This is a genomic window from Streptomyces sp. WAC00040 (assembly GCF_056835925.1).
The window spans coordinates 2,660,679-2,683,718 of the sequence record NZ_JAKQZE010000001.1 but is presented as its reverse complement, the minus strand read 5'-3'; the positions used below and the strand labels follow the sequence as shown (position 1 = coordinate 2,683,718).

At 67.7% G+C, this 23,040-nt stretch carries 33 protein-coding genes; 18 read left to right on the top strand and 15 right to left on the bottom strand.

The features are described from left to right. Positions 1-2 precede the first annotated feature (2 nt). The 5 genes from MDN94_RS12515 to MDN94_RS12495 form a co-directional block, all read right to left on the bottom strand. Positions 3-173, bottom strand: a complete 171-nt coding sequence (locus MDN94_RS12515) for a hypothetical protein (protein WP_482725902.1) — start codon at positions 171-173, stop codon at positions 3-5. A 258-nt stretch (positions 174-431) separates the two neighbouring features. After that, complete coding sequence (locus MDN94_RS12510) at positions 432-590, bottom strand: hypothetical protein (RefSeq protein ID WP_482725901.1); 159 nt, start codon at positions 588-590, stop codon at positions 432-434. Next, positions 587-757 carry a hypothetical protein gene (locus tag MDN94_RS12505; protein WP_482725900.1) on the bottom strand — a complete coding sequence of 57 codons (171 nt, stop codon included), beginning with the start codon at positions 755-757 and terminating at the stop codon, positions 587-589. The genes MDN94_RS12510 and MDN94_RS12505 overlap by 4 nt, the downstream gene beginning before the upstream one ends. Before the next feature lie 152 nt (positions 758-909). Beyond that, a complete protein-coding gene (locus MDN94_RS12500; protein WP_482725899.1) occupies positions 910-1,398 on the bottom strand; it encodes a hypothetical protein in 489 nt (162 codons plus the stop codon). A gap of 2 nt (positions 1,399-1,400) precedes the next feature. Then, positions 1,401-2,234 carry a hypothetical protein gene (locus MDN94_RS12495; protein ID WP_482725898.1) on the bottom strand — a complete coding sequence of 278 codons (834 nt, stop codon included), beginning with the start codon at positions 2,232-2,234 and terminating at the stop codon, positions 1,401-1,403. A 2,252-nt stretch (positions 2,235-4,486) separates the two neighbouring features. On the opposite strand from MDN94_RS12495, the gene MDN94_RS12490 reads away from it, so the two are divergent. After that, positions 4,487-5,032 (top strand): hypothetical protein, encoded by a 546-nt coding sequence (locus tag MDN94_RS12490; protein ID WP_482725897.1) that lies wholly within the window; start codon positions 4,487-4,489, stop codon positions 5,030-5,032. Between the two features lie 218 nt (positions 5,033-5,250). Here MDN94_RS12490 and MDN94_RS12485 read toward each other — a convergent pair whose 3' ends face one another. Both MDN94_RS12485 and MDN94_RS12480 read right to left on the bottom strand, forming a co-directional pair. Continuing rightward, positions 5,251-5,610: a hypothetical protein gene (locus MDN94_RS12485; protein ID WP_482725896.1), complete on the bottom strand. Its 360-nt coding sequence runs from the start codon at positions 5,608-5,610 to the stop codon at positions 5,251-5,253. 79 nt (positions 5,611-5,689) lie between these two features. After that, positions 5,690-5,998 carry a hypothetical protein gene (locus tag MDN94_RS12480; RefSeq protein ID WP_482725895.1) on the bottom strand — a complete coding sequence of 103 codons (309 nt, stop codon included), beginning with the start codon at positions 5,996-5,998 and terminating at the stop codon, positions 5,690-5,692. Positions 5,999-6,107: 109 nt separating this feature from the next. On the opposite strand from MDN94_RS12480, the gene MDN94_RS12475 reads away from it, so the two are divergent. From MDN94_RS12475 to MDN94_RS12455, 5 genes are all read left to right on the top strand, one after another. Continuing rightward, the gene (locus MDN94_RS12475) at positions 6,108-6,518 is read left to right on the top strand and encodes an STAS domain-containing protein (RefSeq protein WP_482725894.1); all 411 of its coding nucleotides are present in this window, start codon (positions 6,108-6,110) and stop codon (positions 6,516-6,518) included. 473 nt (positions 6,519-6,991) lie between these two features. Next, positions 6,992-8,125, top strand: a complete 1,134-nt coding sequence (locus tag MDN94_RS12470; RefSeq protein WP_482725893.1) for an adenosine deaminase — start codon at positions 6,992-6,994, stop codon at positions 8,123-8,125. 126 nt (positions 8,126-8,251) lie between these two features. Continuing rightward, positions 8,252-8,587 (top strand): hypothetical protein, encoded by a 336-nt coding sequence (locus MDN94_RS12465; RefSeq protein ID WP_482725892.1) that lies wholly within the window; start codon positions 8,252-8,254, stop codon positions 8,585-8,587. 359 nt (positions 8,588-8,946) lie between these two features. Continuing rightward, positions 8,947-9,372: a hypothetical protein gene (locus tag MDN94_RS12460; protein ID WP_482725891.1), complete on the top strand. Its 426-nt coding sequence runs from the start codon at positions 8,947-8,949 to the stop codon at positions 9,370-9,372. Positions 9,373-9,391: 19 nt separating this feature from the next. After that, positions 9,392-9,730 carry a hypothetical protein gene (locus MDN94_RS12455; protein ID WP_482725890.1) on the top strand — a complete coding sequence of 113 codons (339 nt, stop codon included), beginning with the start codon at positions 9,392-9,394 and terminating at the stop codon, positions 9,728-9,730. Positions 9,731-9,798: 68 nt separating this feature from the next. Here the strand turns inward: MDN94_RS12455 and MDN94_RS12450 are convergent, their stop codons facing one another. Together MDN94_RS12450 and MDN94_RS12445 are read right to left on the bottom strand one after the other, a co-directional pair. Further along, the gene (locus tag MDN94_RS12450) at positions 9,799-9,993 is read right to left on the bottom strand and encodes a hypothetical protein (protein WP_482725889.1); all 195 of its coding nucleotides are present in this window, start codon (positions 9,991-9,993) and stop codon (positions 9,799-9,801) included. Then, entirely contained in the window at positions 9,986-10,279 is a 294-nt protein-coding gene (locus tag MDN94_RS12445; protein WP_482725888.1) for a hypothetical protein, read from the bottom strand. The genes MDN94_RS12450 and MDN94_RS12445 overlap by 8 nt, the downstream gene beginning before the upstream one ends. A gap of 96 nt (positions 10,280-10,375) precedes the next feature. Between MDN94_RS12445 and MDN94_RS12440 the strand changes: the two genes are divergently transcribed. From MDN94_RS12440 to MDN94_RS12415, 6 genes are all read left to right on the top strand, one after another. After that, complete coding sequence (locus MDN94_RS12440) at positions 10,376-10,852, top strand: hypothetical protein (protein ID WP_482725887.1); 477 nt, start codon at positions 10,376-10,378, stop codon at positions 10,850-10,852. A 199-nt stretch (positions 10,853-11,051) separates the two neighbouring features. Beyond that, on the top strand, positions 11,052-11,309 hold the full coding sequence (locus MDN94_RS12435) for a hypothetical protein (RefSeq protein WP_482725886.1): 258 nt from the start codon (positions 11,052-11,054) through the stop codon (positions 11,307-11,309). Beyond that, on the top strand, positions 11,299-11,700 hold the full coding sequence (locus MDN94_RS12430) for a hypothetical protein (RefSeq protein ID WP_482725885.1): 402 nt from the start codon (positions 11,299-11,301) through the stop codon (positions 11,698-11,700). Before MDN94_RS12435 ends, MDN94_RS12430 begins: the two co-directional genes overlap by 11 nt. Further along, on the top strand, positions 11,700-12,020 hold the full coding sequence (locus MDN94_RS12425; protein ID WP_482725884.1) for a hypothetical protein: 321 nt from the start codon (positions 11,700-11,702) through the stop codon (positions 12,018-12,020). Before MDN94_RS12430 ends, MDN94_RS12425 begins: the two co-directional genes overlap by 1 nt. Before the next feature lie 82 nt (positions 12,021-12,102). Beyond that, a complete protein-coding gene (locus MDN94_RS12420) occupies positions 12,103-12,420 on the top strand; it encodes a hypothetical protein (RefSeq protein WP_482725883.1) in 318 nt (105 codons plus the stop codon). A 66-nt stretch (positions 12,421-12,486) separates the two neighbouring features. Then, the gene (locus MDN94_RS12415) at positions 12,487-12,789 is read left to right on the top strand and encodes a hypothetical protein (protein ID WP_482725882.1); all 303 of its coding nucleotides are present in this window, start codon (positions 12,487-12,489) and stop codon (positions 12,787-12,789) included. 61 nt (positions 12,790-12,850) lie between these two features. On the opposite strand, the gene MDN94_RS12410 is transcribed toward MDN94_RS12415, so the two are convergent. After that, the gene (locus tag MDN94_RS12410; RefSeq protein WP_482725881.1) at positions 12,851-13,084 is read right to left on the bottom strand and encodes a DUF397 domain-containing protein; all 234 of its coding nucleotides are present in this window, start codon (positions 13,082-13,084) and stop codon (positions 12,851-12,853) included. Next, entirely contained in the window at positions 13,077-13,958 is an 882-nt protein-coding gene (locus tag MDN94_RS12405; protein ID WP_482725880.1) for a DUF5753 domain-containing protein, read from the bottom strand. The genes MDN94_RS12410 and MDN94_RS12405 overlap by 8 nt, the downstream gene beginning before the upstream one ends. A gap of 204 nt (positions 13,959-14,162) precedes the next feature. Here MDN94_RS12405 and MDN94_RS12400 point away from each other — a divergent pair, with 204 nt between their 5' ends. The 6 genes from MDN94_RS12400 to fxlM all read left to right on the top strand — a co-directional run bounded on the left by MDN94_RS12400 (position 14,163) and on the right by fxlM (position 20,948). Beyond that, on the top strand, positions 14,163-14,552 hold the full coding sequence (locus tag MDN94_RS12400; protein WP_482725879.1) for an ATP-binding protein: 390 nt from the start codon (positions 14,163-14,165) through the stop codon (positions 14,550-14,552). A gap of 41 nt (positions 14,553-14,593) precedes the next feature. Beyond that, the gene (locus tag MDN94_RS12395) at positions 14,594-14,971 is read left to right on the top strand and encodes a hypothetical protein (protein WP_482725878.1); all 378 of its coding nucleotides are present in this window, start codon (positions 14,594-14,596) and stop codon (positions 14,969-14,971) included. Positions 14,972-15,351: 380 nt separating this feature from the next. Then, positions 15,352-15,516: an FxLD family lanthipeptide gene (locus MDN94_RS12390; protein WP_482725877.1), complete on the top strand. Its 165-nt coding sequence runs from the start codon at positions 15,352-15,354 to the stop codon at positions 15,514-15,516. Between the two features lie 71 nt (positions 15,517-15,587). Then, positions 15,588-18,596: a lantibiotic dehydratase gene (locus tag MDN94_RS12385; protein ID WP_482725876.1), complete on the top strand. Its 3,009-nt coding sequence runs from the start codon at positions 15,588-15,590 to the stop codon at positions 18,594-18,596. A gap of 4 nt (positions 18,597-18,600) precedes the next feature. Beyond that, complete coding sequence (locus MDN94_RS12380) at positions 18,601-19,740, top strand: lanthionine synthetase C family protein (RefSeq protein WP_482725875.1); 1,140 nt, start codon at positions 18,601-18,603, stop codon at positions 19,738-19,740. Positions 19,741-19,751: 11 nt separating this feature from the next. Next, the gene (gene fxlM, locus MDN94_RS12375; protein ID WP_482725874.1) at positions 19,752-20,948 is read left to right on the top strand and encodes a methyltransferase, FxLD system; all 1,197 of its coding nucleotides are present in this window, start codon (positions 19,752-19,754) and stop codon (positions 20,946-20,948) included. A 43-nt stretch (positions 20,949-20,991) separates the two neighbouring features. On the opposite strand, the gene MDN94_RS12370 is transcribed toward fxlM, so the two are convergent. The 4 genes from MDN94_RS12370 to MDN94_RS12355 all read right to left on the bottom strand — a co-directional run bounded on the left by MDN94_RS12370 (position 20,992) and on the right by MDN94_RS12355 (position 22,977). Further along, complete coding sequence (locus MDN94_RS12370) at positions 20,992-21,216, bottom strand: hypothetical protein (RefSeq protein ID WP_482725873.1); 225 nt, start codon at positions 21,214-21,216, stop codon at positions 20,992-20,994. Further along, a complete protein-coding gene (locus MDN94_RS12365) occupies positions 21,180-21,485 on the bottom strand; it encodes a hypothetical protein (protein ID WP_482725872.1) in 306 nt (101 codons plus the stop codon). Before MDN94_RS12365 ends, MDN94_RS12370 begins: the two co-directional genes overlap by 37 nt. A 5-nt stretch (positions 21,486-21,490) precedes the next feature. Continuing rightward, positions 21,491-21,889 carry a KTSC domain-containing protein gene (locus tag MDN94_RS12360; protein ID WP_482725871.1) on the bottom strand — a complete coding sequence of 133 codons (399 nt, stop codon included), beginning with the start codon at positions 21,887-21,889 and terminating at the stop codon, positions 21,491-21,493. A gap of 65 nt (positions 21,890-21,954) precedes the next feature. After that, positions 21,955-22,977 carry a tyrosine-type recombinase/integrase gene (locus MDN94_RS12355; protein WP_482725870.1) on the bottom strand — a complete coding sequence of 341 codons (1,023 nt, stop codon included), beginning with the start codon at positions 22,975-22,977 and terminating at the stop codon, positions 21,955-21,957. Positions 22,978-23,040: the final 63 nt, after the last annotated feature.

The window sequence follows — 23,040 nt, the reverse complement described above, 5'->3', positions numbered from 1 at the left end:
GCTCAGTTCTCCTCTTTCGGTTCGATCATCCGAATGGCCGACTTCGCGGCGCGGGTGAAATCCGCGCGCTTACGTCCTCGGCGCGTCTTGCCGTACAACGGGAAGAGCAGGTTCAGCCGGTCCGGCTGGTCCGGAACCTGCACTGCAAGAGTCAGGGTGGTGCACGCGACCATGGCGAAATAAGCCCCTCTCACACGAATGGGTTAACGGCCGGACGCGGGACTCCGTCAGCGATGCGCATTGACAGGAACTTCCGCCGTGCACCCGCGAGTCGAGCGCACAGGTACGGGAGAGTCCGATTGCAGGCGAGGGCCAGACTGCCCACGCCGGCCGTTGCGGTGGCGTCCCCGAGTTGGGAGCCACCAGCGCCCCGAGCTGGATTCGAACCAGCCACGAACCACGACCCGGACAGGCCGGGCGGGGCGAGTTGATCAGTGGCAGCCGCAGGTGCGCCACATGCCGCGTCCGTAGATGACGATGGGCACGACACGATGCCCCCACCGCGCGGCCATCGCCGCCCAGTTCGGGCAGTCCCCGAGCCACTCCGTGCCGTCGGACCAGACCACCTTGTAGCCGCGCCGCCGCTTCACGACGTCACCCGAATTCCGCCGAGGCACTGCGCGGTGTCCTGGACCGACTGCCGCAGGGCCCGGCGCTCGCCGTGCATCCGGGCGAGCGCGGCCCGGCAACCGGCCTTCGGGTACAGGTGGGTGCCGTTGACGAGCGAGTCCCGGACCGCCCGCACGTCCCCCGGCACGCGCCGCACCTGCCGGACCCATGCGCGGTCATCCCGTCGCCACACGCGCCGTGCCGCACCGCGACGAAGTTGCGCCATGGTCATCTATGCCTCCCAGGGCATGGAAAAGGGCCCCGGCCGAATCGCCAGGGCCCTATGAATTTCGTGGTGGATTACGCGGCGGTGGAGTAGCGGACCGACGTGCCGTGCTTGCGGGCGTAGACGTCGACCGTGGTGCCGTCGGGCCGGTCGATGATGCCGACCGGGAACCACTCGGCGGACAGGTCGCCGTCGGCCAGGTGCTTGCGTGTGACGGCCGTGATGTCCGCCGCGAGTTCGGCCGCCTTGATCGGCGTGTGCTTCAGGGCGGTGGGCTTGGGCTTGACCGGTGCGGTGGTGGTCGCCGCGCGCACCACGCGCCGCCGCTGCGGCCGGTCGGCCTTGAAGGTCAGCGGCACGTCCGGGGCGGTCACGGGCTCGGCGTAGGCCGGGGTGGCACGCCGGGCGTCCGCCGCCGCGCGGGCCCGGTGCTCTGCGGCCAGGCGCTCACGCTTCGTCTTGACGTTGCTCGCGCCGAGTTCGCGGAGCGTCAAACGTCCGGCCTGTCGCTGGTTCGCGCGAGCGGTCATGATCGCGAGGCGGTCACGGTTGGTCATCTGCATGGCTAGTTCCCCTTGTAGGTCGAGAGCTTGCGGTACTTGCGGACGTCCGCGCGGGCAGACTGTGCGGCGACGGAGTCGCCCCGTGTGAGCGCGTCACGTTCGCGCCCGATCGCGTCGGCGAGGAGCTTTTTGGCGTCCGCGCGTTCGGCCGCCGCCGATTCCTCCCGCGCGATTACGCGCGCTTTGACGCTTTCGACATTTCGCGCCATCGACGCGGCATCCAATTCGGCGCGCTGTTCATCGGTCATGCGCCGCTGCGCCGTCATCCCGGTACGTCCGCTGTAAATCACGGTGTCAACGGATCGCGGACGTGCCTTACCGGCCGCGCGACGCTTGCGGGTTCCGGTCTTGTTGACGCGCTCAATCTTGGCCGTGCCGGACGTGCGTCCGTCGCGGAGAGGCGTACCGGCATCCGTGCGCACGCGCGGCATTCCGTCCGCCGCCTTACGCGGGGCAGGCTTGCGCTCCTGTACGTGCTCCGGGGCAATTCCCAGATTGCGCGCACCCTCAGCGCGCGTGAGCGGCCGGAACTCGCGCGGCTCGGGCCCGTCGGAAAACGGGGCCATGAGGTGAAAGGCGCTTTTCGTGCGCTTCGCCGTTTCGTCCGCGTCATCCTCACCATGGGCGAGACGACGCGACTCGATACGGAAACTGGGCTTTGTGGTCGGGGCGGTGAGAGCGGCACGCTTGGGCACAGGGGTGCCCTTTTCGGCCGCGAGCTTCAATTCAGCGGCGAGCCCCGTGGTGAACTCAAAATCGGGCGCCTCAATCTCGGGGAACTCCCCCGTTTCAGGGTCGCGCAAAGACAGTCCTGCAAAAAGCGGTTTCTTGGGCATGGTTCCCCCTTGTTGTACGGAGAGCGTGGACAGTTGGTACCTACGTCTGATCTGACGGGAAGCTACGACGGGGGGAGTTTCAACGGCATGTTTCAGCCGCTTTCCCAAACTCCCCCCGCCCGTAGGCTTGTGCGCCCGTTCGCTAAGCGTCCGGACGGTTGGGAGCGCTGCGCTTGCTAGGCGCACCACACCCCTTGAACTGGTCTTACTTTGATTCAGCCCGCAGCAAAACATTCCCTTTGTGTTACAGAAAAGGCTTATTCGGCGCTTACGCACAAGTGGGGGACATGAGCGCCGGAAAACTCACGGCTGAAACTCTGTCCGTCACCTAGCGGCCATTTTTCGCGCGGGATTCTCAGAGATCCCGGGATCATGGCGTTCGGTGCCCTTTTGGCGTAACTGCGCGCGTCACTTGCGCTTTTCGCTACGTCTGACATATTCGCGCACCCCACCGTACGGATCGCTTCACAGCGACCGGACGCGAAATGACACGCTCGGCCCTTTGCGCTCTCACGCAAAGGCACTTGTCGCCAAAGGGTCCGGGTAAACCCCTTGGGGGACTCGCGCGGCCCAATTCGGGCGCACTCCTCCCTAGGTCCATGCGCTCACCCACCGTGTGCAGGGGCGCTATCGCGAGTCGTCGTTGCTCGCGTCCCGTCCTCTCCGCCCCCGCGCTCCGGGCCCTTTCGGGTCCGTCCCTCGGTGGCGACATGGAAGACATTAGGGGTTCAACGTGCCCTGTTGAACCCCTAATGAGTGACTGCACATTGGCGTTGAGTGATGTATGCAGGTCAGGCCCCCTGAAGTGCCCGGAAAAAAGAATCTGAATTGGGGGTAAATCTCAGCATGTGGACAATCTCGGTGTCCGTATTGCCCCGCCAAAAGGGCACATGACATGCGTTGCCGTCTAGTTCCTTACTAGGCATGCGGTGTCGGCATTAGGTGACCCAAAATGGCCCCCTAGATCACAAGCGCGCATGATTATCACGGAACCCTAAAAAAGGGCCCCTGACCTGCGGCGATGCCAATTTACTGACGTGCCGTCAGAATTCTGGGTGGACGGCCGCCGCGAGGGGCGAAGTCACGCAGCGTGGCGAAATTGGCGGAAATTCGGGGGAAGAATGACGCTACGTGTTCGCGCCCCTGTACGGCCCTCTCCGGCCCTCCCCCCGCCCCCGGGCGCCCGTCGGCCCGCCCCTCCCCCGGGACCCCGCGCGCGGCCGGTGACGTGCGCGCACGCCCCGCCGGGGGGTGGCCGGACGGCCGGAACGGGGTCACCCGCGCGGCTGTGTGCCCGCGTGAGCGTCTATCTCGCGCCCGGGGTCGCTCGGTACCCTCACGTGGTCCGGCGCGTCAGAATGGATCTCAGTGCTTCGCCTCTACATACCAGGGCATGACGGACACGCCCCGGAAAATGCTGGGACGCGAAAATTCGGGGGTTCTAAAGCATCTGCCCTCTTGCTCTATGTATGAGAGGTACAGGAGGGATGCAAGGACTGCCCCGCTGCGTGGCGTATGCCGTGGATGTCCGGCTTGCCCCTGCCGACGGCCGTCGGCGCGGCCCCGGCTCCGGCGCGGCACTCGCGGGCCGCGTATGCGAACTATGAGGTGGTAACTACCCCTCGCCCCGTGCTGGTGCGTATGCCAGGGGTGCGAAGTATATGCCGGTACGCGCTATTTAGGCAGTACCTCACCACATGCTGCGCCATTTATAGACAAGAAACGCCTTGTCGTATGGTGTCGGACATGCCCCATTTGCTGAGCAAAGCGGAGAGAATCCCTCCACTAGCATCACGGGGCGCGCATGGCTGGTGACGGCGCGTCTATGATTACTTGACGTAAGGGATCTTACGCCAAGTGACTGTCCGGGAATGTCCGCCATGGGGCCAAAAGGTAGGCACGTCGCCTTTTGTCGCCTACGGCATGACAGGAGCAACATAGGGGGCATGGGGGCCGTATCCTCGTAAAGGATGACATACAGGCACCCCCCACCATTAAACGGGCGAAACGGACGGCCGGGCCCCCTGATCCGTCAGACGCGAATCGCCTCCTGAGCCAGGGGCAGTGTCACGGCCGGCGGCAGTGGCCTCGGGCCCGGGGTCGACCGCTCCAAGCTGGTAACAAGGAGCGACCGACGACACGCGAGCCTAGCAAAATGCCCGAGGAAATCGCGGCGGACTCAGGTCCCCGGATCGGGTGATGCGATTGCACCTGCGCGCGCACTTGCGTACGCACAGGCTAGGGTGCCGCGCATGAACGAGACTCCACAACAGCGCATCTCCACAGAGCAGTTGGGCGGCGCGCTCGACCTGCTTGGCTTCCGGCCGGCGCCCTCTAATAAGCGGGCTCTCACCAGGGCGGAGATGCTCGGAATCCTGAGTTTCATCGTGGACGCGGAGCTGCAAGCGGCCGAGGAAGATGTCCCCTTCGGTGACGAGGTCCAGCACGGCTACGGAATCGGCGCCTACGCGCGCACAGCGCCTGGGTCTCGGACACCGCAGCAGCACGCGGAGCGCCAGCTAGAACTCATGGTGAACCTGGTCGCCTACAACGCGGCTCACGCCGGCTCCCAGGTGCGCACGCTGGTGGAACTGGCGGACCCTACCTACGGGCTCGCAAGGGCCTGTGCTCCCCTCACGAACGCACTCTCGCTGATGCTGATCTCCGCAGAACGGACCCCTCGCGCGGGGGAACCTGCCGATCCCGGCGCGGTACGCCGAGCAGTCGCGGGGGTCCGTCCACACCTCCGGGAAGCGCGGGAGGCAGTGGAAGCCGTGCGGAAGCAGGTGCGGGCGTAGCGGCGACCTGCGGCTGAGCTACGCCCCGGTACGTGCTCGGGCCGGCCACTTCGCCTGGGCCGCTTGCTTACAGGAAAAACAGAGGGGATTTCCTCCGACTCCGTACCTGTGGCACGGCTCGTGGCAGCGCGCGCAGGTGCCGGCCTGGTCGGACGAGCAGGTCAGAGGGGGGTTCTTCGTCGGCGTAGGGGTGCTCACGCGCCGAGGATAGCCCTGGGTTAGGACGGCTCGGCCGGCGGCTCATCGCCCGTGTCTTCGCTCATGGCCTTCCCGAGCTTCTGGAGCTGCCGGCGGCGGAATTCGGTGAGGGTACGCGGGGGCCCGCCTGCCGTCGGCTCCTGCTCCAGGTGGACCGCGTCCGCCGTCACGCCGGTGGCCCCCTCGGGGAATTCCAGCGACAGGGAGAGGCCGGCCGCAGCGAGCGCCTCGGGCAGAAGGTGGTGCTGCGCGTATTCGCTCAGGCCACTGAACCGGGTGTCGAGGTACCAGTCGGCCGGCAGCTCGGCGTCGTGGGCGTACTCCCGTGAGCCGGGGAAGGACAGCAGCAGGCGGATGGGCGTGGGCTGTTCGTCGCTCATGGCGGGAGCGTAGCGGCACGGGAGGCGCATTTTTCGACGTCCGGACCTCGCCCGCTGGTCGAGGCCGGCAGAGGTCGCGTCAGGAGCGAAGTTGCGCGACGACCTTCTCGTGGGCGGTCAGGGCTTCGTCCTGGGTGCAGGGCCAATAGCCCTTCCAGACGGTCTTCAGCGCTTCGGCGGTACCGATGCCGGTAGCCCACATACATGCCACTTGAACGCCGTCGTCGATGCCCTCCCAGATGGTGCGTACAAGCGTGTCGCCCACCCGGGTCTCCGCGACGCGCTTGTAGTCGAGGTTCTGGAACAGGTCGGACCACTCCAGCGGCGTCAGGGGCCGGCCGTCCTTATCGCGGTGGGTGACGTGGTCGGCGGACGAATCGTGCGGCATTGTTCCCTCTTTCGTCGATGCAATCGCAGGTGCGATTGCATCCGGCTATCTTCGTGGGGTCGGCTCGCGCCGGCCTGGCTCAACGGTATGCGTGGGAGGGGTAGTTAGGGTGCCGCAGCTTCAGATGACGTGCGAATGGCGGGGCGGGACGGCGGTCATCGGCCTGGCCGGGGAGATCGACGTGTACGAGTTCCCCTTGGTCCGGAAGTGGGCGCGGGAGGTGGTCGAGGACCCGCTGTTCGAGTATCTGGTGTTCGACATGTCGGAGCTGGCGTGGATCGACTCGTGCGGGGTGGGGGCCTTCGTCGACGCCTTGAAGCGGGCGCGACAGAAGGAGGGGGGTGTCATCTTGGCCGGCGGCGACGAGCGCGTCACCAAGATTTTCAAGGTCACGGGGCTGGTCAAAGTCTTCCCGCTGGTGGCCACGGTCGAGGCGGCCCTGGAGTTCGTCGAGAAGGACCGGGAGGCGCGGCGGCTCGCCAAGTTGGGTGACATGGCGGGCACACAGGGTGCGGACTGAGGGTGGGTTGTGCCATAGTAGTGCCGCGCCCGGCCCCGCCAACGCGGGGATGGCCCAGTTGCTGGGGACTTGGCGCAGCGCTCCCCGCCCACGCGGGGTTGGTCCTCTTCTCTGTTTTGCAGAGTTAGGTGACTGCAAGTAGTCCCCGCAAACGCGGGGGTGACCCCAGAGTGCATAGTTTCTGGAATTTGGCCCCGCCCACGCGGGGGTGCTCCGCCCTCGCGGCGGATGAGGATCGCAACGACGACTCGTTGCGACGTCAGTGGAACATCGCTCGCGAATGCGTGAGCGCGGCGAAAGGCCCGTCTCTGTGGAGATGGGCCTTTCGAGTTTTCTCCCGCAGGGCGGGGGCGTTCTTCTCTTGAAAATGCTCGCGGCGTATCGCGGCGGCGGTGCCGTCGGCCTCTCGGTGGTTGGGTGCGTCGTGGCGCAGGCGGGGCGCGATCTACGCGCGTAGGGGCTAGAGTGCCGAAATGACGAGCCAGACTCCCAGCGTTCCCAGCGCGGACCAGATCCGGCGCGCCCCGAAGGTGCTGCTCCACGACCACCTCGACGGCGGACTGCGCCCCGGCACGATCATCGAACTCGCCCGGAAGCAGGGCTACGGGCAGCTCCCCGAGACGGATCCCGACAAGCTAGGCATCTGGTTCCGCGAAGCCGCCGACTCCGGTTCCCTGGAGCGGTATCTGGAGACCTTCGCGCACACCTGTGCCGTCATGCAGACCCGTGAGGCCCTCTTCCGCGTCGCCGCCGAGTGCGCCGTCGACCTCGCCGAGGACGGCGTCGTGTACGCGGAGGTGCGCTACGCGCCCGAGCAGCACCTGGAGGGCGGCCTCACCCTGGAGGAGGTCGTGGAGGCCGTCAACGAGGGCTTCCGGGAGGGCGAGCGGCAGGCCAGGGCGAACGGGCACCGCATCAGGGTCGGTGCCCTGCTCACCGCGATGCGGCACGCCGCCCGCGCCCTGGAGATCGCCGAGCTCGCCAACCGCTACCGCGACACGGGCGTCGTCGGCTTCGACATCGCGGGCGCCGAGGCGGGATACCCGCCCACCCGCCACCTCGACGCCTTCGAGTACCTCAAGCGGGAGAACAACCACTTCACGATCCACGCGGGCGAGGCCTTCGGACTGCCCTCGATCTGGCAGGCGCTCCAGTGGTGCGGCGCCGACCGGCTCGGTCACGGCGTCCGGATCATCGACGACATCGAGGTCGCCGACGACGGCTCCGTGACCCTGGGCCGGCTGGCCTCCTATGTCCGCGACAAGCGCATCCCGCTGGAGATGTGTCCCTCCTCGAACCTCCAGACGGGCGCCGCCGCCTCCATCGCCGAGCACCCCATCGGTCTGCTGCGGGAGTTGAAGTTTCGCTGCACTGTCAACACAGACAACCGTCTCATGAGTGGTACCAGCATGAGCCGTGAGTTCGAGCTGCTGGTTGAGGCGTTTGGGTATTCGCTCGCGGAGCTGGAGTGGTTCACGGTCAACGCCATGAAGTCGGCGTTCATCCCGTTCGATGAGCGGCTGGCCATGATCAACGAGGTCATCAAGCCCGGGTATTCGGAGCTGCGCTCTGCCTGGCTGTTCTCGCAGCCTCCGTCGACGGGCTGAAGGGCCTGGCGGTTGGGCCATCATGGGTTCATGATGCAATCGCAGGTGCAATTGCGCCTTCCGGTGGTGCGAGGTCTTCCCCTGGTAGATCGAGGGGTAGCCGCGTCTGAGGTCATGCGGGCCTCTGTGGAGCAGGTGGAGGGGCTCCTGGTCAAAGAGGGCTGGGTCTGTGCGAGTTCCGCTTCGGGGACGACGCGGTCGATCGAGTCGGAGTGGGTGAGCGTGCATCCGGTGCGCGAGCGGGACTGGCCGGTGGGGGCTGGCCTGTGCGTGGAGGTCTGGTACTTCTTGCCGGCGGAGTTCCGTGAGGGCGGGAAGGCGTTGGTCGGCGAACCTCTGGAGGCTGCGGAGTGCCGGGTGGAGCGGCTGGCGGCGCTCGTGGAGTCTTTGCGGCGCGGTGGTTTTGCGGTGGCCTTGGTTGACCGAGGGTGGTTGGGGCTGAATCTGCTCGCGTCGTGGTGATGTCTCGGTCGTGGGGTAGTCGGTTGGCATATTTCTGGCGATGTTGGCACCCATTTGCGGACATCTTGGACATGCCCACCGGCGGGCGCTTACGCGGAGAGTTATCCCGTCACCCATTCGAGTGATGCAATAAGAAATTCAACAGTCGGGCGTGACTCCCGGGGCGGGCTGTGAGTTGATGCTGCTGCGTGCCCATGCGACGGGGTTCCGGGGGACGGACTTCGCCTTCCGGAACCCCTGTCGGGCCGCACCCAGAACGGTCCGGTGCAGCCGCCAGCACGACGCCTCTCCCCCCCCCTGGTGTCGTCCTCTTCAACGGCTGCGCCGGGCCTTCCGTTTTCGCAGGGAAAGGGACGCCCGTGTACACCGAGGAAAACCCTGACGTAATCAGGCTGGGGCCGGCTGGCCTTCCGTACACATACGGCCTGAACGCCCAGCCCATCACCACCCGGGAGGCGGAGGAGCTGTTCGATGACGTGGAGCGCCGGACGCTGCACGGCACGGACATCACCCTCCCCGACGGGCGGCCGGCCCGCGTCGTCACCGTGTGCCGGGTCTACGAGGAGCGGCTGGCGACGTCGTCGGGCGTGCCGAAGAACTACGTCCCGCAGGTTTTCGCGTCGGCGCTCATCTTGACGGAGCCGCTCCCCCGGTTCGTGCGGACGCTGTGGACGTACGGGCTGCCGGCCGAAGCGAAGGCGGGGCACAGCGAGGCAGTGGATGAGTTCCGTTCCGGGCGGGCGGCTGCCGTACAGGAGCGGTGGCTGGAAGAGGACGCGGCTTGATAGGCGGGGGTGGTGGACCGTGGCGCATCTGGCCCTTCAGGGGACGATCCGCACCAGGATGCTGAACGATATTCGGGGGCTCTCCGAGTTCCGGATTTCGCGCAGCGGGCAGCGTTTTTGGCTGCTTGCCGTGTACAGCGACCCGGAGACCCGTATTGCCTGGGTCGAGGGCGAGCGGGGCACCTGGAGGCTGCCGTCCAGGATGTTCGAGTGGGCGGCGACCGTCGAGGAATACGCCGCGCAGACCCTGGGTGTTGAGCAGCTCTTTCCCTGCTGGACGGAGTGGGACATGCTCCCCACGGGGGAGATCACCGTGGACTTCTTCCCCGAGGAGCGAAAGTCTGTGGTCCGGGACTGAAAGGGCCTCACCCCCTTCGTGGCGGGTGAGGCCCATCGGCTACCTGGACGTACGGGCGCTGGCCGGCCTCATACCGTGCCGGCCGGCTGGGGGAGCTGGGCGAGGTCTTCGGGCTGGTTGGACCAGCGCCACTGGCGGCCGTCCCACACGATCATCTGGCCGTGGTTGCGGCAGACGAAGTACCGGCCCGGTTCGTTCCGGGGGTCCGGCGCCATCGCCACCAGGGCCCTGACGACACAGCAGCAGGTGTCCGTGTCACTCACCGGCCGGGTCCTTCGGCTGCTCGTCGCACAGAGCTTTGCACCAGTGCCAGTAGCCGCAGGAGCAGTACCTCATCGCGTGCAGGAACTTGTCGGCGCTGAACACGCACCGCACCACCATGCCGGCCTCCCACGGAGCCGGGTGGTAGACCGCCCACGCCCGCAGAGAGTCTCCGCAGCAGCGCATCCACCCGCCACCCAGGGTTCGCGGGGAGGTGTACCGCTCGGAGTCGTAGTCGGCCTGCGCGGCGTGAAAATCACGGCACACCTCGCAGTATCCATAACCCATTCGAGTGACGTCCATTTGATTCTGACACTGCGGACACAAGGCCCGCGTTTCAGGAGCGTGAGTCATGGCGGGAGCGTAATGGCTAACATGCCGAGCATGAAGCACGAGATGACCGACGACGAGTTGCGCCTCCTCTCGATTTCCTACCTCGAATTCCTGCTGAAGGGAGACGGGGAGAGCCGGTGGCTGATCGAGCGGGACAGCCGCAGAGTCTCGCGGGCTATCGGAGGGCTCGCGTTCTTCCTGATGGACACGACGGTCATCCCCGTGGTGCACGGCGTCTCCTGGAATGAGAGCTGGGTGGCGGTCGACCTGCAACGACGCCGTGACCCGGAGTTCGCCACCACCCTGATCAGGCGGTCGCGGTACCGCCGGCAGGCCCAGGGCGTCACGCTGTTTCCCCGGTACCGCTTGAGGAAAACCGCTGCTGACATTGTGGGGATGCTGTCCATGGTCCCGACGTTCGACGAGGAGACCGGTGAGCGCCTGGAGCCTCTGGAAGGCGTCCTGCGCACCCTCAGGGAAATGAGCAAGATGTGGGGCCATTCGAGTGACGCGCAAAGAAATGCGTAACCCTTCGCCTCCCTGACCGTTCTCCTGTGTGAGAGCCGGGGCGAAGCGCCCAGACGTGGGTGTCCCTGAATCGGTGAGGTGACACGGACGCAGCCCCGGCTCCCTCAGGACAAGAACCCCCCAACTGCTGTTCCCAGGTGGGGGGTTCTTGCTGTGTCGGGCCCACACGGGGCGTGCTGAAGTGGAAAACTCAGGTGTCATGACCGAGAACATGCGGGTGCTGAAATACCTCGATGAGCATGGAGAGTGCACGTTGCTCCAAGTGGTGGACGGCACGGATATTCCGTCGGGCCGCGCCATCGCCGCGCTGCACGCCCTTGTCCGCTCCGAGGACGCCGTCAAAACGCACCGCGACCGTTTCCATCGCTTCACCATCACCGAGGCCGGCAGCGAGAAGGTCACGCGCTGGGACCTCCCCCCGGCTGCTACCTCCAGGGAGATCCGCCATGCCGGTTGAGCCGACCACCGTCCGCCAGGCCGCCGAGCTGCTGCACGATCTGGCGCGGAGCCTGTACCTGTCCTCCGCGTGCGCGTCCGACAACCACCTCGCGTGCCCCCAGGTCGACGCTCACCGAGGCCTGCCGTGCTGCTGCACGGTGTGTGAGCACACCACCCTCACCGGCTCCCCTCCCCCGGCCTGCGTGCCGCTGCTGCACTACGCCGAGGACCGCCAGTTCGCCTGGTACACCTACGCCGACGCCACCGGGAAGCTGGGAGTGCGGACCGATCTCGTCGAGGCCATGAGCCGGGTACTGGAGAATCACGTCCACGAACCGCGCCGGCCGCCCATCGCGCACGAACTCGCAGTGGCGGCGGCGCTCTTCTTCGCCCCGAGGAGTGGCGCCTGATGTTCATGCTCACGATGCCCGGGGACTTCGTCCCGGAGAACCATGGCTGGGTCTCAAGGAACCCGGTAGTGCCGCACCAGCAGCTCCAGACCGCGATGATGGAGCTGCACCGGTTCGGGTTCGTCTCCACCCACTACGTGCGGGACGCGGCCGGCTCGGACTTCCCGGCCGGCCTGTGCGTGATCGGGTACACGCGCGAGACCGACCGGTACCGATGCATGTACCTTCCCCCATCCGAGTGGCGGGACAAAGAATTCACGGCCCCGGAGCTGCGGGCCGAAATCTACGACGGTGTGGGCCAGTCGGGGTTTTCTGGCTGACACCCATTCGTGTTGCGGCCGACAAAGTCCTTCCGCGTTGCAGGGTGATGTCACCCCCTCCCCTGCACCGGAAGGACTTCCCGTGTCCGAGAAGCCAGAGCTGGACATCTACACCGAGCGCGCCTACCTCCTGGCCGTGATGGTCGCCCTGTTCGGCGGCGCGCTCTCCTACACCGACCCGCTCACCCCCGGATGGCCCGTGCTCTACGTGGAGGCCCCTACCGGCCAGCTCTCGTGGCACATCCACCCGGACGACGTCTGGCTGTTCCCCGGCGTGCCCGTTGTCGAGGACTACCCCTGGGACGGGCACAGCACCGAGCGGAAGTACATCCGCGTCCTGGCGCTCGCGCAACGCCTGCCGAAGATGACGTACGCGAACCCCGAGTACGGGACCCCCTGAATTACCCCGGCCGAATTCTCGGCCGGCACCTTGGAGGGATACCCGCCCCGGACCGAGGTGATCGACATGCCCCTCGTACGACGCCCTAACCCCGCGTGGGACCCCGTACTGCCCGGCACCCCCACGGGCGGCCCCAGGAGCCAGCTCGCCGCCGACTGGCCCTCGGAACTCCCCGACCCCCGCCCCGGTGCCACTCCCGCGTTCTCAGCGGCCACCCTGCCTCGCCTGAGCGCGCAGCCCGGCACCTCCCCCGTACGCGGCCGGCCCACCCGTCAGCAGCTCGGCCTCGGCTCCCCCGGGGCCGCGCCGACAGGAGCACCGTCCATGGGTCAGGGCCGCAGCTCGATCTTCATGGCGCCGTCGTACTGACCCCATGACGAAGGCCCGCTCCCGGACTCGAAGCCGGGGGCGGGCCTTCACTGTGCTCAGGTCAGGCGTTGAATCCGGTGCCCTTGACCTCGCCGAGGAAGGCGGCCATGGCGGAGGCCTGGAACCGCAGCACGCCGGCGGACGGGTCCTTGGAGTCGCGGACCGCCTGGCCGCCGACGAGCGCGGCCAGCTCGACGCAGTCGCTGCCGGTGCCGCCTCCGGAGTAGGAGGACTTGGCCCACGCACCCTCGGGGATGTCCTGGGTGCTCAGCTCGGGGGAGGTGTAGTTACGCATGGGCGAGTTCCTTCTTAATCGTCTTGATCAGTTCCACGGTCTCCGTGTCGGAGAGCGCCAGGTTCCGCATGGCTTCGATGTAGTGGTGGGCTTCGCGGACTTCCTTCTGGTGTGACTGGAAAGTCATTCCGCTCTGGGAGTCGAGCACCGCGATGGGCTTCTCCTCTCTGGCCGGGAACTCCAGGAGGTGCTGCATGTGCATCACCGTGGCCGGTGCGGTGAACGGAATCACTCGCAGGGTCACGGGAAGCTCCGCAGCGTCAGCGAGAAGCCCGTCAAGCTGCTCAGCCAGCACCTCTCGATCGCCGATCTGCTGGCGCAAGGCGCCTTCGCTGAAGACGAACTCCACCGGAGTCGGCTTCTCGAAGATGACGCGCCGTCGCCGACGGAATTCTACGGACCGCTCGACGCTGCTCGGTGACAGTAGCGCGCCCGCTACTCCGGACGTCACCGCTTGCGCGTAAGCCTCGGTCTGGAGCAGTGCGGGCAGGACGTTGATGGCGCAGGTGGTGATGCGTTCGGCCGCCGACTCGTAGGCGACGAATTGCAGCAACGTCTCGGGGAACTCGTCGGCGTACTCCGACCACCAGTCCACGCCGACGGCCTGGCCCTCGGTGAGCATGGTGCGCAGGCGCGTGCTGGCTTCCAGGTCGGCCGCGTAGAGCGCGAGTAGCGCTTCCAGCTCGTCCGGCTCCGGCCAGGCCGCACCGCGTTCTATGCGTGAGACACGGTCGATGGTCGGCCGGCCGATCGCCTTGGCCGCGTCGGTCTGTTTGATCGGCTTGCCGTCGGGCGTGCGGGCCTGTTCTCGCTGGCTTTTGAGTGCCTGTCCGAATCGCCGTCGCGCGACCATGCCTGCGGTGCTGACCGCCACTACGGCCCTCCGTTCTGCGGTTTTTGGGTCTCGGCGAGGGTAGCGCGCGGGGGCGCACAACGGCACGTCTGAGGGTTTTTCAGCTGAAGGACTTGCGACCGCAGGTGCAATCGCACCACACTCGGACTCACGCACCGAATGGGGCTTGTGACGGTGTGTGCTCACTCTACGCGGCTGCCCGCAGCCACGTTGCTGGAGGCTGCCATGCGCACAGAACAGCAAGACGAGAGAACAGCAGCGACGACACTCTTCCCCCGCCGGCCGGAGTCCGTCGCGTGCGCCCGTCACTGGGCCACGAGCATCTACACGGCCGGCGGGGGTGCGTTACCGGAACTGGTCGAGCTGCTGGTCAGTGAATTGGCTACCAACGCCGTGATTCACGGCGGTGGGGCGGACTACCGGGTGACGGTGAACCCGGACCTCTCGATCGAGGTGTGGGACGCCTCCCCTGTCTTGCCCGTGCGGCGGGTGGCAGGCGGGGACGCCGTGGACGGCCGGGGGATGGAGTTGCTGGACGCGTGCGCGTCGTACTCCATCACGCCCGATCTGGACATGGGTGGCAAGACTGTTCGGTTCGAGCCGAAGGGCTGGTGAAAGCGGTGCATGAGGCGAGGTCAGGGCTCTTACTCTCGGCGGTGGACGAGAGCGTGTCACCTGACGACCCCTTGGCGGGTCTCCCCGTACGGCTGGACGTCCGTGGCGTGTTCGCGGAGCCGGTCGAAGGTGTCGAGCAGGCCGATGTCCAGGTCTGGATCAGCGGAGAGACCCTGGCTGACCTCCTGGACCAGGGGCGGGCGCTTCAACTGACGCTGATGCAGCGCGCTCGCCGCGCCGCCGAGGCTGAATCCGAGGTAGTACGCGACGCGACCCTCGTGGCCTGGAGCACTCCGTCGGAGCCGGACCCGCGCCTGTCCCGCGCGCTGCTGGAACGCGTCGCGCTGAGTCTGCGCCAGCTCCCTGATGTCGCGCCGCCGATAGGCGCACACGTCTCCCCGGGCAACGGCGGTACGTAGTCCCGGGGTCGCGCGCGCTTCCAGCCTCCCTGGCGCGCGCGTACAGGTCCAGCCGGTGCACTGCGCCGTGCCGGCTGGACCTTGTAGGTTTCTGCCCCTTCTCCTTATGCGGGGACGGTCGGGGCAGAAAAGGCGCTCGCGTCGCGGCGACGACCGGCGCGGGCGCCGCCTTAACTTTGAGCGCAATATTCCCGGAAATGCGATTCGGCATTTCCGGGTTTAGGCATGCTCGAATTCTTTTCGGGCGAAAACGCATATGCCACTTTTCATTCTCGACGCTTTTCGCTTCCTTTCGCGGTGCGGAGACCCTAGTTTTCTCGTCGAGAGAAATCCTCTCTCCGCTCGCAGACCGCGAGCTGTTTTTCTACGGAGGTACACCCTTGTCTCCTCAGACCGCTCCCGCCCTGACCGACGTCACGATGCCCGGCATCGACGAGGACTGGCAGCTCGACATCAGCATCACCAGCTCGCCCACGCCCATGCCCGTCGACTGCGGCAGCGGTGACGGCTGTGGCAGCACCTGCGCCTCGGCCTGCGCGAGCTGACACCTGAGCTGAGCCGAGGTCTGTGCGGGGCGGCGACCCCGCCCCGCACGGGCCCGGCGAAAGGGGAACCCATGACAACGCGGGCCAAAATCCTGCGCAGCGGTGACGTGCTTCTCGTAAGAGCTGCCGTGCTTCCGCTGGCCTCTCAGAACGTCCGCTGGCCCCTGGAGGACGAGCCGGACGACTGCCGACGCTGGCTGACGGAAGTGTGGGCCATCCCCGACTTCTCCGACGCCGCCCGATCGGCAACCCCCCGACTGGCAGACGCTGCCGACCGCGTCCTGCGGGGCGAGGACAGCTCGCCGAAGCAGCTCCGGAAAGTCGTTAGCGCTACCGCCCGGTACTTCCTGCGGGCGGGTGGCCGGCCGACACCGTTCGGCCTTTTCGCTGGCGTTGCTACCGCCGAGTACGGTCCTTGTGTCGGAGCGATCGGCTCGGCCCATACGCCCCTCGCACGTCCGGACACCCTGTGGCTGGACCACGTGCGCCGAGACCTTTCGGTCCGCCCGGATGTGCTGCCCCATCTGTCATTTCACGTGGACCCGCTGGCCGTCAGGCACGGCGATGTACTGGACAGGCCTCTTTCCGGAGGCCGTGTTGCAAGCGTGCAGATCAGCCGGCCGCTCGCCGTCGTACTCCAGCTCGCCGCCACGCCGGTCCTCGGCCGCGACATCCTGCACCGCCTCTCGGCGCTCGGAGCCACCCCCGGCCAGGCCGCACAACTCCTCGGCCAAGCACTGGAGGCCGGCGCCCTCGCAAGCTCACTGGCTGCGCCCATGACCGACCCCGACCCTCTCGGGCACATTCTTCGTCTGCTGCTCCCCCTGTCACCGCTTCTGGAGCCCCAAACCGCCTCCGTGGTCAGTGAGCTGGCCGCAGTGCACCGTCTGCTCGACGAGCACAACTCCGCCAGGTCCCCCGGCACGGCCCGAGGCCTCCGCCACGCCGCCGCGTCCAGGATGACCGGCATCTGCGACCAGGGCAGGACGCGGCTCAGCATCGACCTGCGGCTGGACGCCTCGGTGCGCATCCCCCCCGCCGTCGTACAGGAGGCCGAACGCGCCGGGGAGGCGCTGCTGCGGCTGACCAGGAACCTGAAGGAACAGCCGGCGTGGTCCGCGTACCACGAAGTGTTCTGGGAGCGGTACGGCGCCCACAGTCTCGTTCCTGTGCGTGAGGCTGCTGACCTGGCTGCCGGAGCCGGCCTGCCGGCGGACTTCCCCATGTCCCTCTGTGCTGACCCGCCGGTGCGGGTGCTTCCGCGTGACGAGCTGCTGATGCGCATGGCGTGGAAAGCCGCCGTGCAGGGGGACGACGAGATCCGGCTCACGGACTCCGACATCGACGAGCTGTGCACCGTGGACCTCGACGATGTGCCGGTGGTTCCGCATATGGAGATGGCGGTGCGGCTGCACGCCGCGACACCCCAAGCCGTAGACCACGGTGACTTCACTCTGTCCGTACGCCCGGCGTGGAGCACCGGAACGCTGTCCGGCCGTTTCGCCGCGACGCTCGACGAAAGCGCCATCGGAACGGCTTACCGGAACCTGCCGACCCTGGTGGACGGCGCTCTGCCGGCGCAGCTCTCCTTCGCCACGCCCCACCCGCACGCGGAGAACATCGCGCGCATTCCCCAGCTCCTGCCGTACGTCATTCCCGTCGGCGAGCACCGGCTACCGGCCGACGACGTGATCCCGCTCGATGATCTCGCGGTGCTGTCCACCAGCAGGCGAATGCACCTGGTGAGCCTTTCCCTCCGCCGTGTGGTCGAGCCCGTCGTGCTGCACCCCCTGGCTCTGGAGAAGCAGGCTCCTCCGATCGCCCGGTTCGTAGCCATGCTCTCGCGCAGCTTCGCCGCTGCGTGGACTCGCTTCGACTGGGGGCCGCTCGCGCCCGGGTTGCCGTACCTGCCGAGGGTTCGCTATGGCCGCTCCGTCCTCTCGCCTGCCCGCTGGCGGCTGACCTCCGGCGACCTTCCGGCCGGCACGTTCACGAGCGCCTGGCACAAGGCGCTGTCCGAGTGGGTCCGGGAGTGGAAGTGCCCCCGCCACCTGGAGCTGTTCTCTGACGACCGGTACCTGCGCCTGGACCTCACCGAACCGGTGCACGCACGGCTGCTGCACGCCCACCTGCAACGCCACGGGAGTGCCGAGCTGGCGGAGACTCCGGGTGACGACGACACGGGCTGGATCGGGCATGCCCACGAACTCACGCTGTCCATGACATCCGCGCGCACGCCACTGCCGCACCCGGATCTCGCGGCGGCTCCTGTGGTCCGTAACCGGGCGTTGCTTCCGCCCGGCGGTGCCTGCCAGCGGTGGGTGCAGGCCAAGATCTTCACGCATCCGATGGTGATGGATCAGCTCCTGACCCGGCGGGTCCCGGAGCTGCTCGCTTCTCTGGACATCCCGGATCTGTGGTTCATCCGGTACCGCACCTCGCAGGAGGATGATCACTTGCGTCTGCGGATCAGGTGCCACGAGCGGTGGGACGAGATGATGCGGGGTCTGGCCGACTGGTTCGAGCAGCTCCAGGACGACTCACTGGCGTCCAGGCTCGTGATCGACGGCTACCGGCCCGAGTTCGGCCGCTACGGCACGGGGGCGGCTCTGGAAGCTGCTGAAGAGGTGTTCGTCGCCGACAGCGACGTGGTCCGCTCCCTGCTCACCGACACCCCCAAGGCGGATCGGCTCGTCATGTGCGCTCTCGGCATGATCGACATGTCGCGCGGACTGCTGGGCGACGAAGAGGGGGTCCGCTGGCTGGCCAGCACCGCTGCCCCGGCTGCCGGCCAACAGGCGGTCACCCGGGCGACTCTGGACGAGGTGCGGGTGAGTGCTGCCGGCCGCCGCGCAGGGTGGACCGAGTTCACGGGTGCAGCAAGGGGCCGGCGCTTCGAGGCTCTTCGCGCGTACCGCACGCAGCTCGGCGACCGCCCGCTCGGCCCGATCCTGGAGTCGCTGCTCCACATGCACCACAACCGGGTGATGGGCCCGGACCGCGAGGCGGAGGCGGCAAGCCGTCATGCGGCCCGCCAGGCGTGCCGGTCGCTGGCGGCGAGGGGGGTTTTCGGTGGATGACCTCATGCACGACTTGGGACGAGGGCTTCCCGGTCTCGTGATCCGCGAAGGGCTCCTCGCCCAGCGCAGCGGCGAGTGGGCGAACGCGCACCGCGCGGCCTGGGCGATGGCCAAGCAGCCGGCCATCGTTCATCCGGACAGCGCGGGGCTGTTCTTCGGTGCTCCTGCCGTGGCATTCGCCCTTCACACGGTGGGGCACCGGGCGTACCGGCCCGCGCTCGCCGGCCTGGAGCGGGCTTTGGCCACCATGGTCGCGGGACGCCTGGCGGCGGCGTACAGCCGGATGGACTCCGGTCGGCCCGCGCGGATGCGCGAGTTCGACCTGATCTCCGGCCTGACCGGTCTGGGTGCCTACCTCCTGCACCGGGAGGCGAGCCCCGAGCTGTTTCGCGGTGTGCTGAGCTACCTGGTCCGGCTGCTCCAGGAGCCCGTCGTCGTCGAGGGCCACAAGGTGCCGGGCTGGTGGACCTCCGACAGCCCTACGGGGCAGCCCAGCCCCGGCATGCCGACCGGGCACGCGAACTTCGGGATGGCGCACGGCGTCGCCGGCCCCGTTGCCCTTCTCGCGTCGGCACGCCTCGCCGGCTATCGCGTGCCGGGGCATGACGCGGCTCTGTCCACTGCGTGTCAGCTCCTGGACGAGTGGGCGCAGCCCTTCGGGGACGGGGGTGCCGCCTGGCCTGAAACCCTGCCTCTCGACGCGTGGCTGGCCGGCCCTCTCCCACTGAACCGCGCGGGCAGGCCCTCGTGGTGCTACGGCACTCCAGGGATCGCCCGCGCCTTCCAACTGGCTGCCTCTGCGGTCAGGTTGGAGCACAGCCGCGTCCGGGCGGAGGACCTCCTGGCGGCCTGCCTGAGCGACCCCGCTCAACTCCTACGTGTCACCGACCCCACGGTCTGCCACGGCTGGGCGGGGCTGCTCTTGACGGCGCACCGAGCCGCCGCCGATGCCTCCGCCACCAGCTCGCTGCGCCGTATGCTGCCGAGCCTCCGCAACACGCTCACCGAGCGGCTGATGCGTGACCCCGTGCCTGTGCATGCCGGCCTGCTCACAGGTTCCGACGGAGTGATCCTGACGCGCCATACCTTCGCGACCTCCCACCCCGTTAATCCGGGTTGGGCAGCCTGTCTCCTCCTGAACTGAAAGGGCACCCTGTGACCGACACACCCACGCTCGACGAACGGCGTAACCAGCTTGTCGAGCAGATCAAGGCCGACCGGGCTCTTCCGGCGGCGGTGGAGCGCGCCATGCGCACCGTCCCGCGCGACCAGTTCCTGCCCGGCCTCGACCCCACCCGGGCGTACAACGACGAGGCGGTGAGCATCAAGGACAACCCCGACGGCCCGCTGCCGCTGTCGCTCGCGTCCGTCCCCTCCATCGTGGCGATGATGCTGACCCAGCTCGACGCCAAGCCCGGAGACCGGATTCTGGAGGTCGGCGCCGGCACCGGCTACAACGCCGCACTACTGGCGGAGATCGTCGGCCCGGACGGCGCCGTCACGACCGTGGACATCGACAGCGACGCGGCCCTGCATGCCCGGACCATGCTCGACAAGACGGGATACAGGCGCGTCACGGTGATCGAGCGCACCGGCCTGAAGGGGGCGCCGGAGAACGCTCCGTACAACCGGATGACCGCGACCGTCGGGCTCTGGGACATCCCCCAGGCCTGGTGGGAGCAGCTCGCTGACGGCGGCCGGCTGGTGTTGCCCTTCCGGTGGCGCGGACAGACCCAGTCCGTGGCTCTGACTCGCCAGGGCGACACCCTCGTCTCCGACTCCATGGAGCTGTGCGGCTTCGTGCCCATCATCGGCCAGGACGGTGAGCTGACCGTCACGCTCTCCGACGGGACGGTCCGCCTGCATCACGACCAGGACCAGGTGGTCGACGGCGGTCTCCTCGACGGGGTGTTCTCCACACCGTTGAGGGAGGTACGGACGCAGACCCGTGTCGGCAGTGAGGAGCCGTTCTACGGGATCTGGCTGCGGGCCACCGTCGATGACGACGCCGTGTGTCGGCTGGAGGTCACCGACGAGGCGATGCAGGCGGGAGTGCGGAAGCCCGCGATCCCGATCCGGACGCCTGCGCTCGTGGTGGCCGGCTCTCTCGCCTACATGACCTTGATCCGGGAGGACGTGGACCCGGACTATCCCTGGCGGGTCGGCGTTGCCGGTTACGGTCCTGACGCGCTGAGTCTGGCCAACAGGCTGGCAGAGCACATCGACGCCTGGGGCGCGGACCGCACGGCCGTGCCGAGCATGACGATCTACCCGGCCGGGAAGAGCCGGGACGGTCTCGTCGAGGGGCGCGTCATCACGAAGGCGGAGAGCCTGGTCGTGCTGTCCTTCTAGCCCCTGCACTGTGTGAGAGGCCCCCCCTTGAGGGGGGCCTCTGTCATGCCCGGGGGGCGAGGCGCTCGCGGACGGCCTGGAGGACAGCGAGAGCCATGTCCCACTCGCCGAGGTCGTCGGCGAGTTGCTCGCCGGGGTTTTCAGCGACGCGCATGCCGTAGGCCCAGACGGTGACGCTGTACTCGCGGGCCTGCTCGCGGGTCATCTTGGCGATCCGCCGGCGGGCGGTGGTCAGGTGCTGGTCTTCGGCAGCTCGTCGGCTGAACACGGGGTCTCCGGGCGGTGGCGGCGGTAGTTGGGCAGCAGGTGGCCCTGAGAGCTGAGAAGGGCCGCTGGGCGGGCGCGCAGGGCCTCGGTGAGGGCCTGGTGCTCGTCGTCGGCCTGGGAGGTCCAGCGGCCGATGACGATGCCGAGGGTGCCGATGCGGTAGACGGTGGCGGGGTCGGCCCGGCGGTAGGGCGGGGCGGTTTCCTGGTGGTAGGTGCGGTAGCGCCGGGGCCAGGTGCGCTGGCAGCGGGTGGTGGTGATCAGGGGCATGAGTGTCACCAGGTGGCTCGGGTGTAGGGCTTGCCGTTGAATACGCGGTTGATCTCGCGGCCGGGGGACTCGGAGTTGCGGAATCGGTCCCATTCGCGGCGGCTGACGTTGTAGTACTCGTAGCTGGCGCCGTCGCGGTAGATCCCGGGGGCGATCTTGTCGCCCCGGAAGCGGACGAACATCGTGCGGGACTTGTAGTCGTAGCCGGCGGCCATGGTGCGCGGCCTCGGTGGGTTGCTGGTGTTGGTGGGGCGTTCGGTGAGCAGGGCCTGGTCGTCGCCCAGGTGGAAAGCGCGCAGGAGCGCCGCCGTCTTGCGGGGGCCCAGATCCTCGCGGGACTGGAGGATGTACTCGCGCAGTTCTTCGGGGGTGTACCCGCCGCCTGGCCGCATTCCTCGGGGCATGGGAAAACCCTCCCTTCCAGTCGATGTCTCGACGGTAGGAGGGGAGGGTTTTTCGTTGATATTCGTCAGGTGGCCAGGCGCCAGAAGTCGCGGCCCTGGCAGGGGTTGTAGATGGGGTTCTTGAAGGCCGCCTGGGCGAACGCGTCGTACTTTTGGTGGTCCTTGAGTGTCGCGTGTCCGTAGAACGTCATCGTCTTCTCCAGGAGGAGGCCGGGGAGGGTGCGTGCCATGGTGATGGACGTCTTGCGGCCGAGGTGGCTGTAGAAGTCGTGGGGTCTCACGTTGGTGCGGGTGACCAGGCGCTTGAGAATGTCGTCGATCCCCGCGTCCGTGAGGTGGGCCTTCTCCCGAATGCCGGCGTCGGTGACGGTCCAGCGCGGGGAGGGCAGCAACGGGCCGGACTCGCGGTCTCCGGTCTGGAGGCGGATAGCTGCCGCTGACGGGGCGGGCAGGTTGATCGTCTGCCATTTGCGGCGCTTCACGCGCCAGAACCGCAAGGTGGGACCGAACTCGTTCTCGTCGAGATTCTCGACTCTCACCAGTCGGGCTTCTTCCTTGCGCATGCCGCAGCCGAAGAGGAGCGCAATCAGGGCGCCCTCGCGGTGGGAGCTGTTCCGGGCGCCGTCCCACAGGTCGTGGAGCTCCCACTCGGTGAGGTGGTCGATGGTCTCTGCGGCGGGGACGGGTACGGAGAGGCCTGCGCAGGGGTTCGCGGCGATGCCGAGGCCGTTGGCGATGGCGTACTCGTAGAAGGCGCGCAGGACATCGAGGCGGTGCTGGCGGGAGCTGGGGGCGTAGGGCAGGTGCCGGCATTCGTCCCAGCACGGTCCGGGGTGGTCGGGGTGCTTGGGTGTGGCGAGGTAGTCGAGGTAGCGCAGGACGTGAGGCTGAGTGCAGGCGGCGGGGTCCGCGCCGAAGCGGCGCATGAAGTCGAAGAAGAAGCCGGCCTCGGCGCGGTAACGGGCAGCGGTTTCCGGGTGCTTGAGGGCTTTGAGGTCGCGAAAGCTGTCGGCTAGCTGGTCGATGGTGCGTCGTTCGAGGCGGTCCGCGTTGAGGGCCGAAAGATCGAAGAAGTCCGTGCCGGTCATGGGCTGAACCTACCGCGTACTTGGCGTTAGGTCCGACGAACTGCCAAGTAGCTTCGAAGCGAC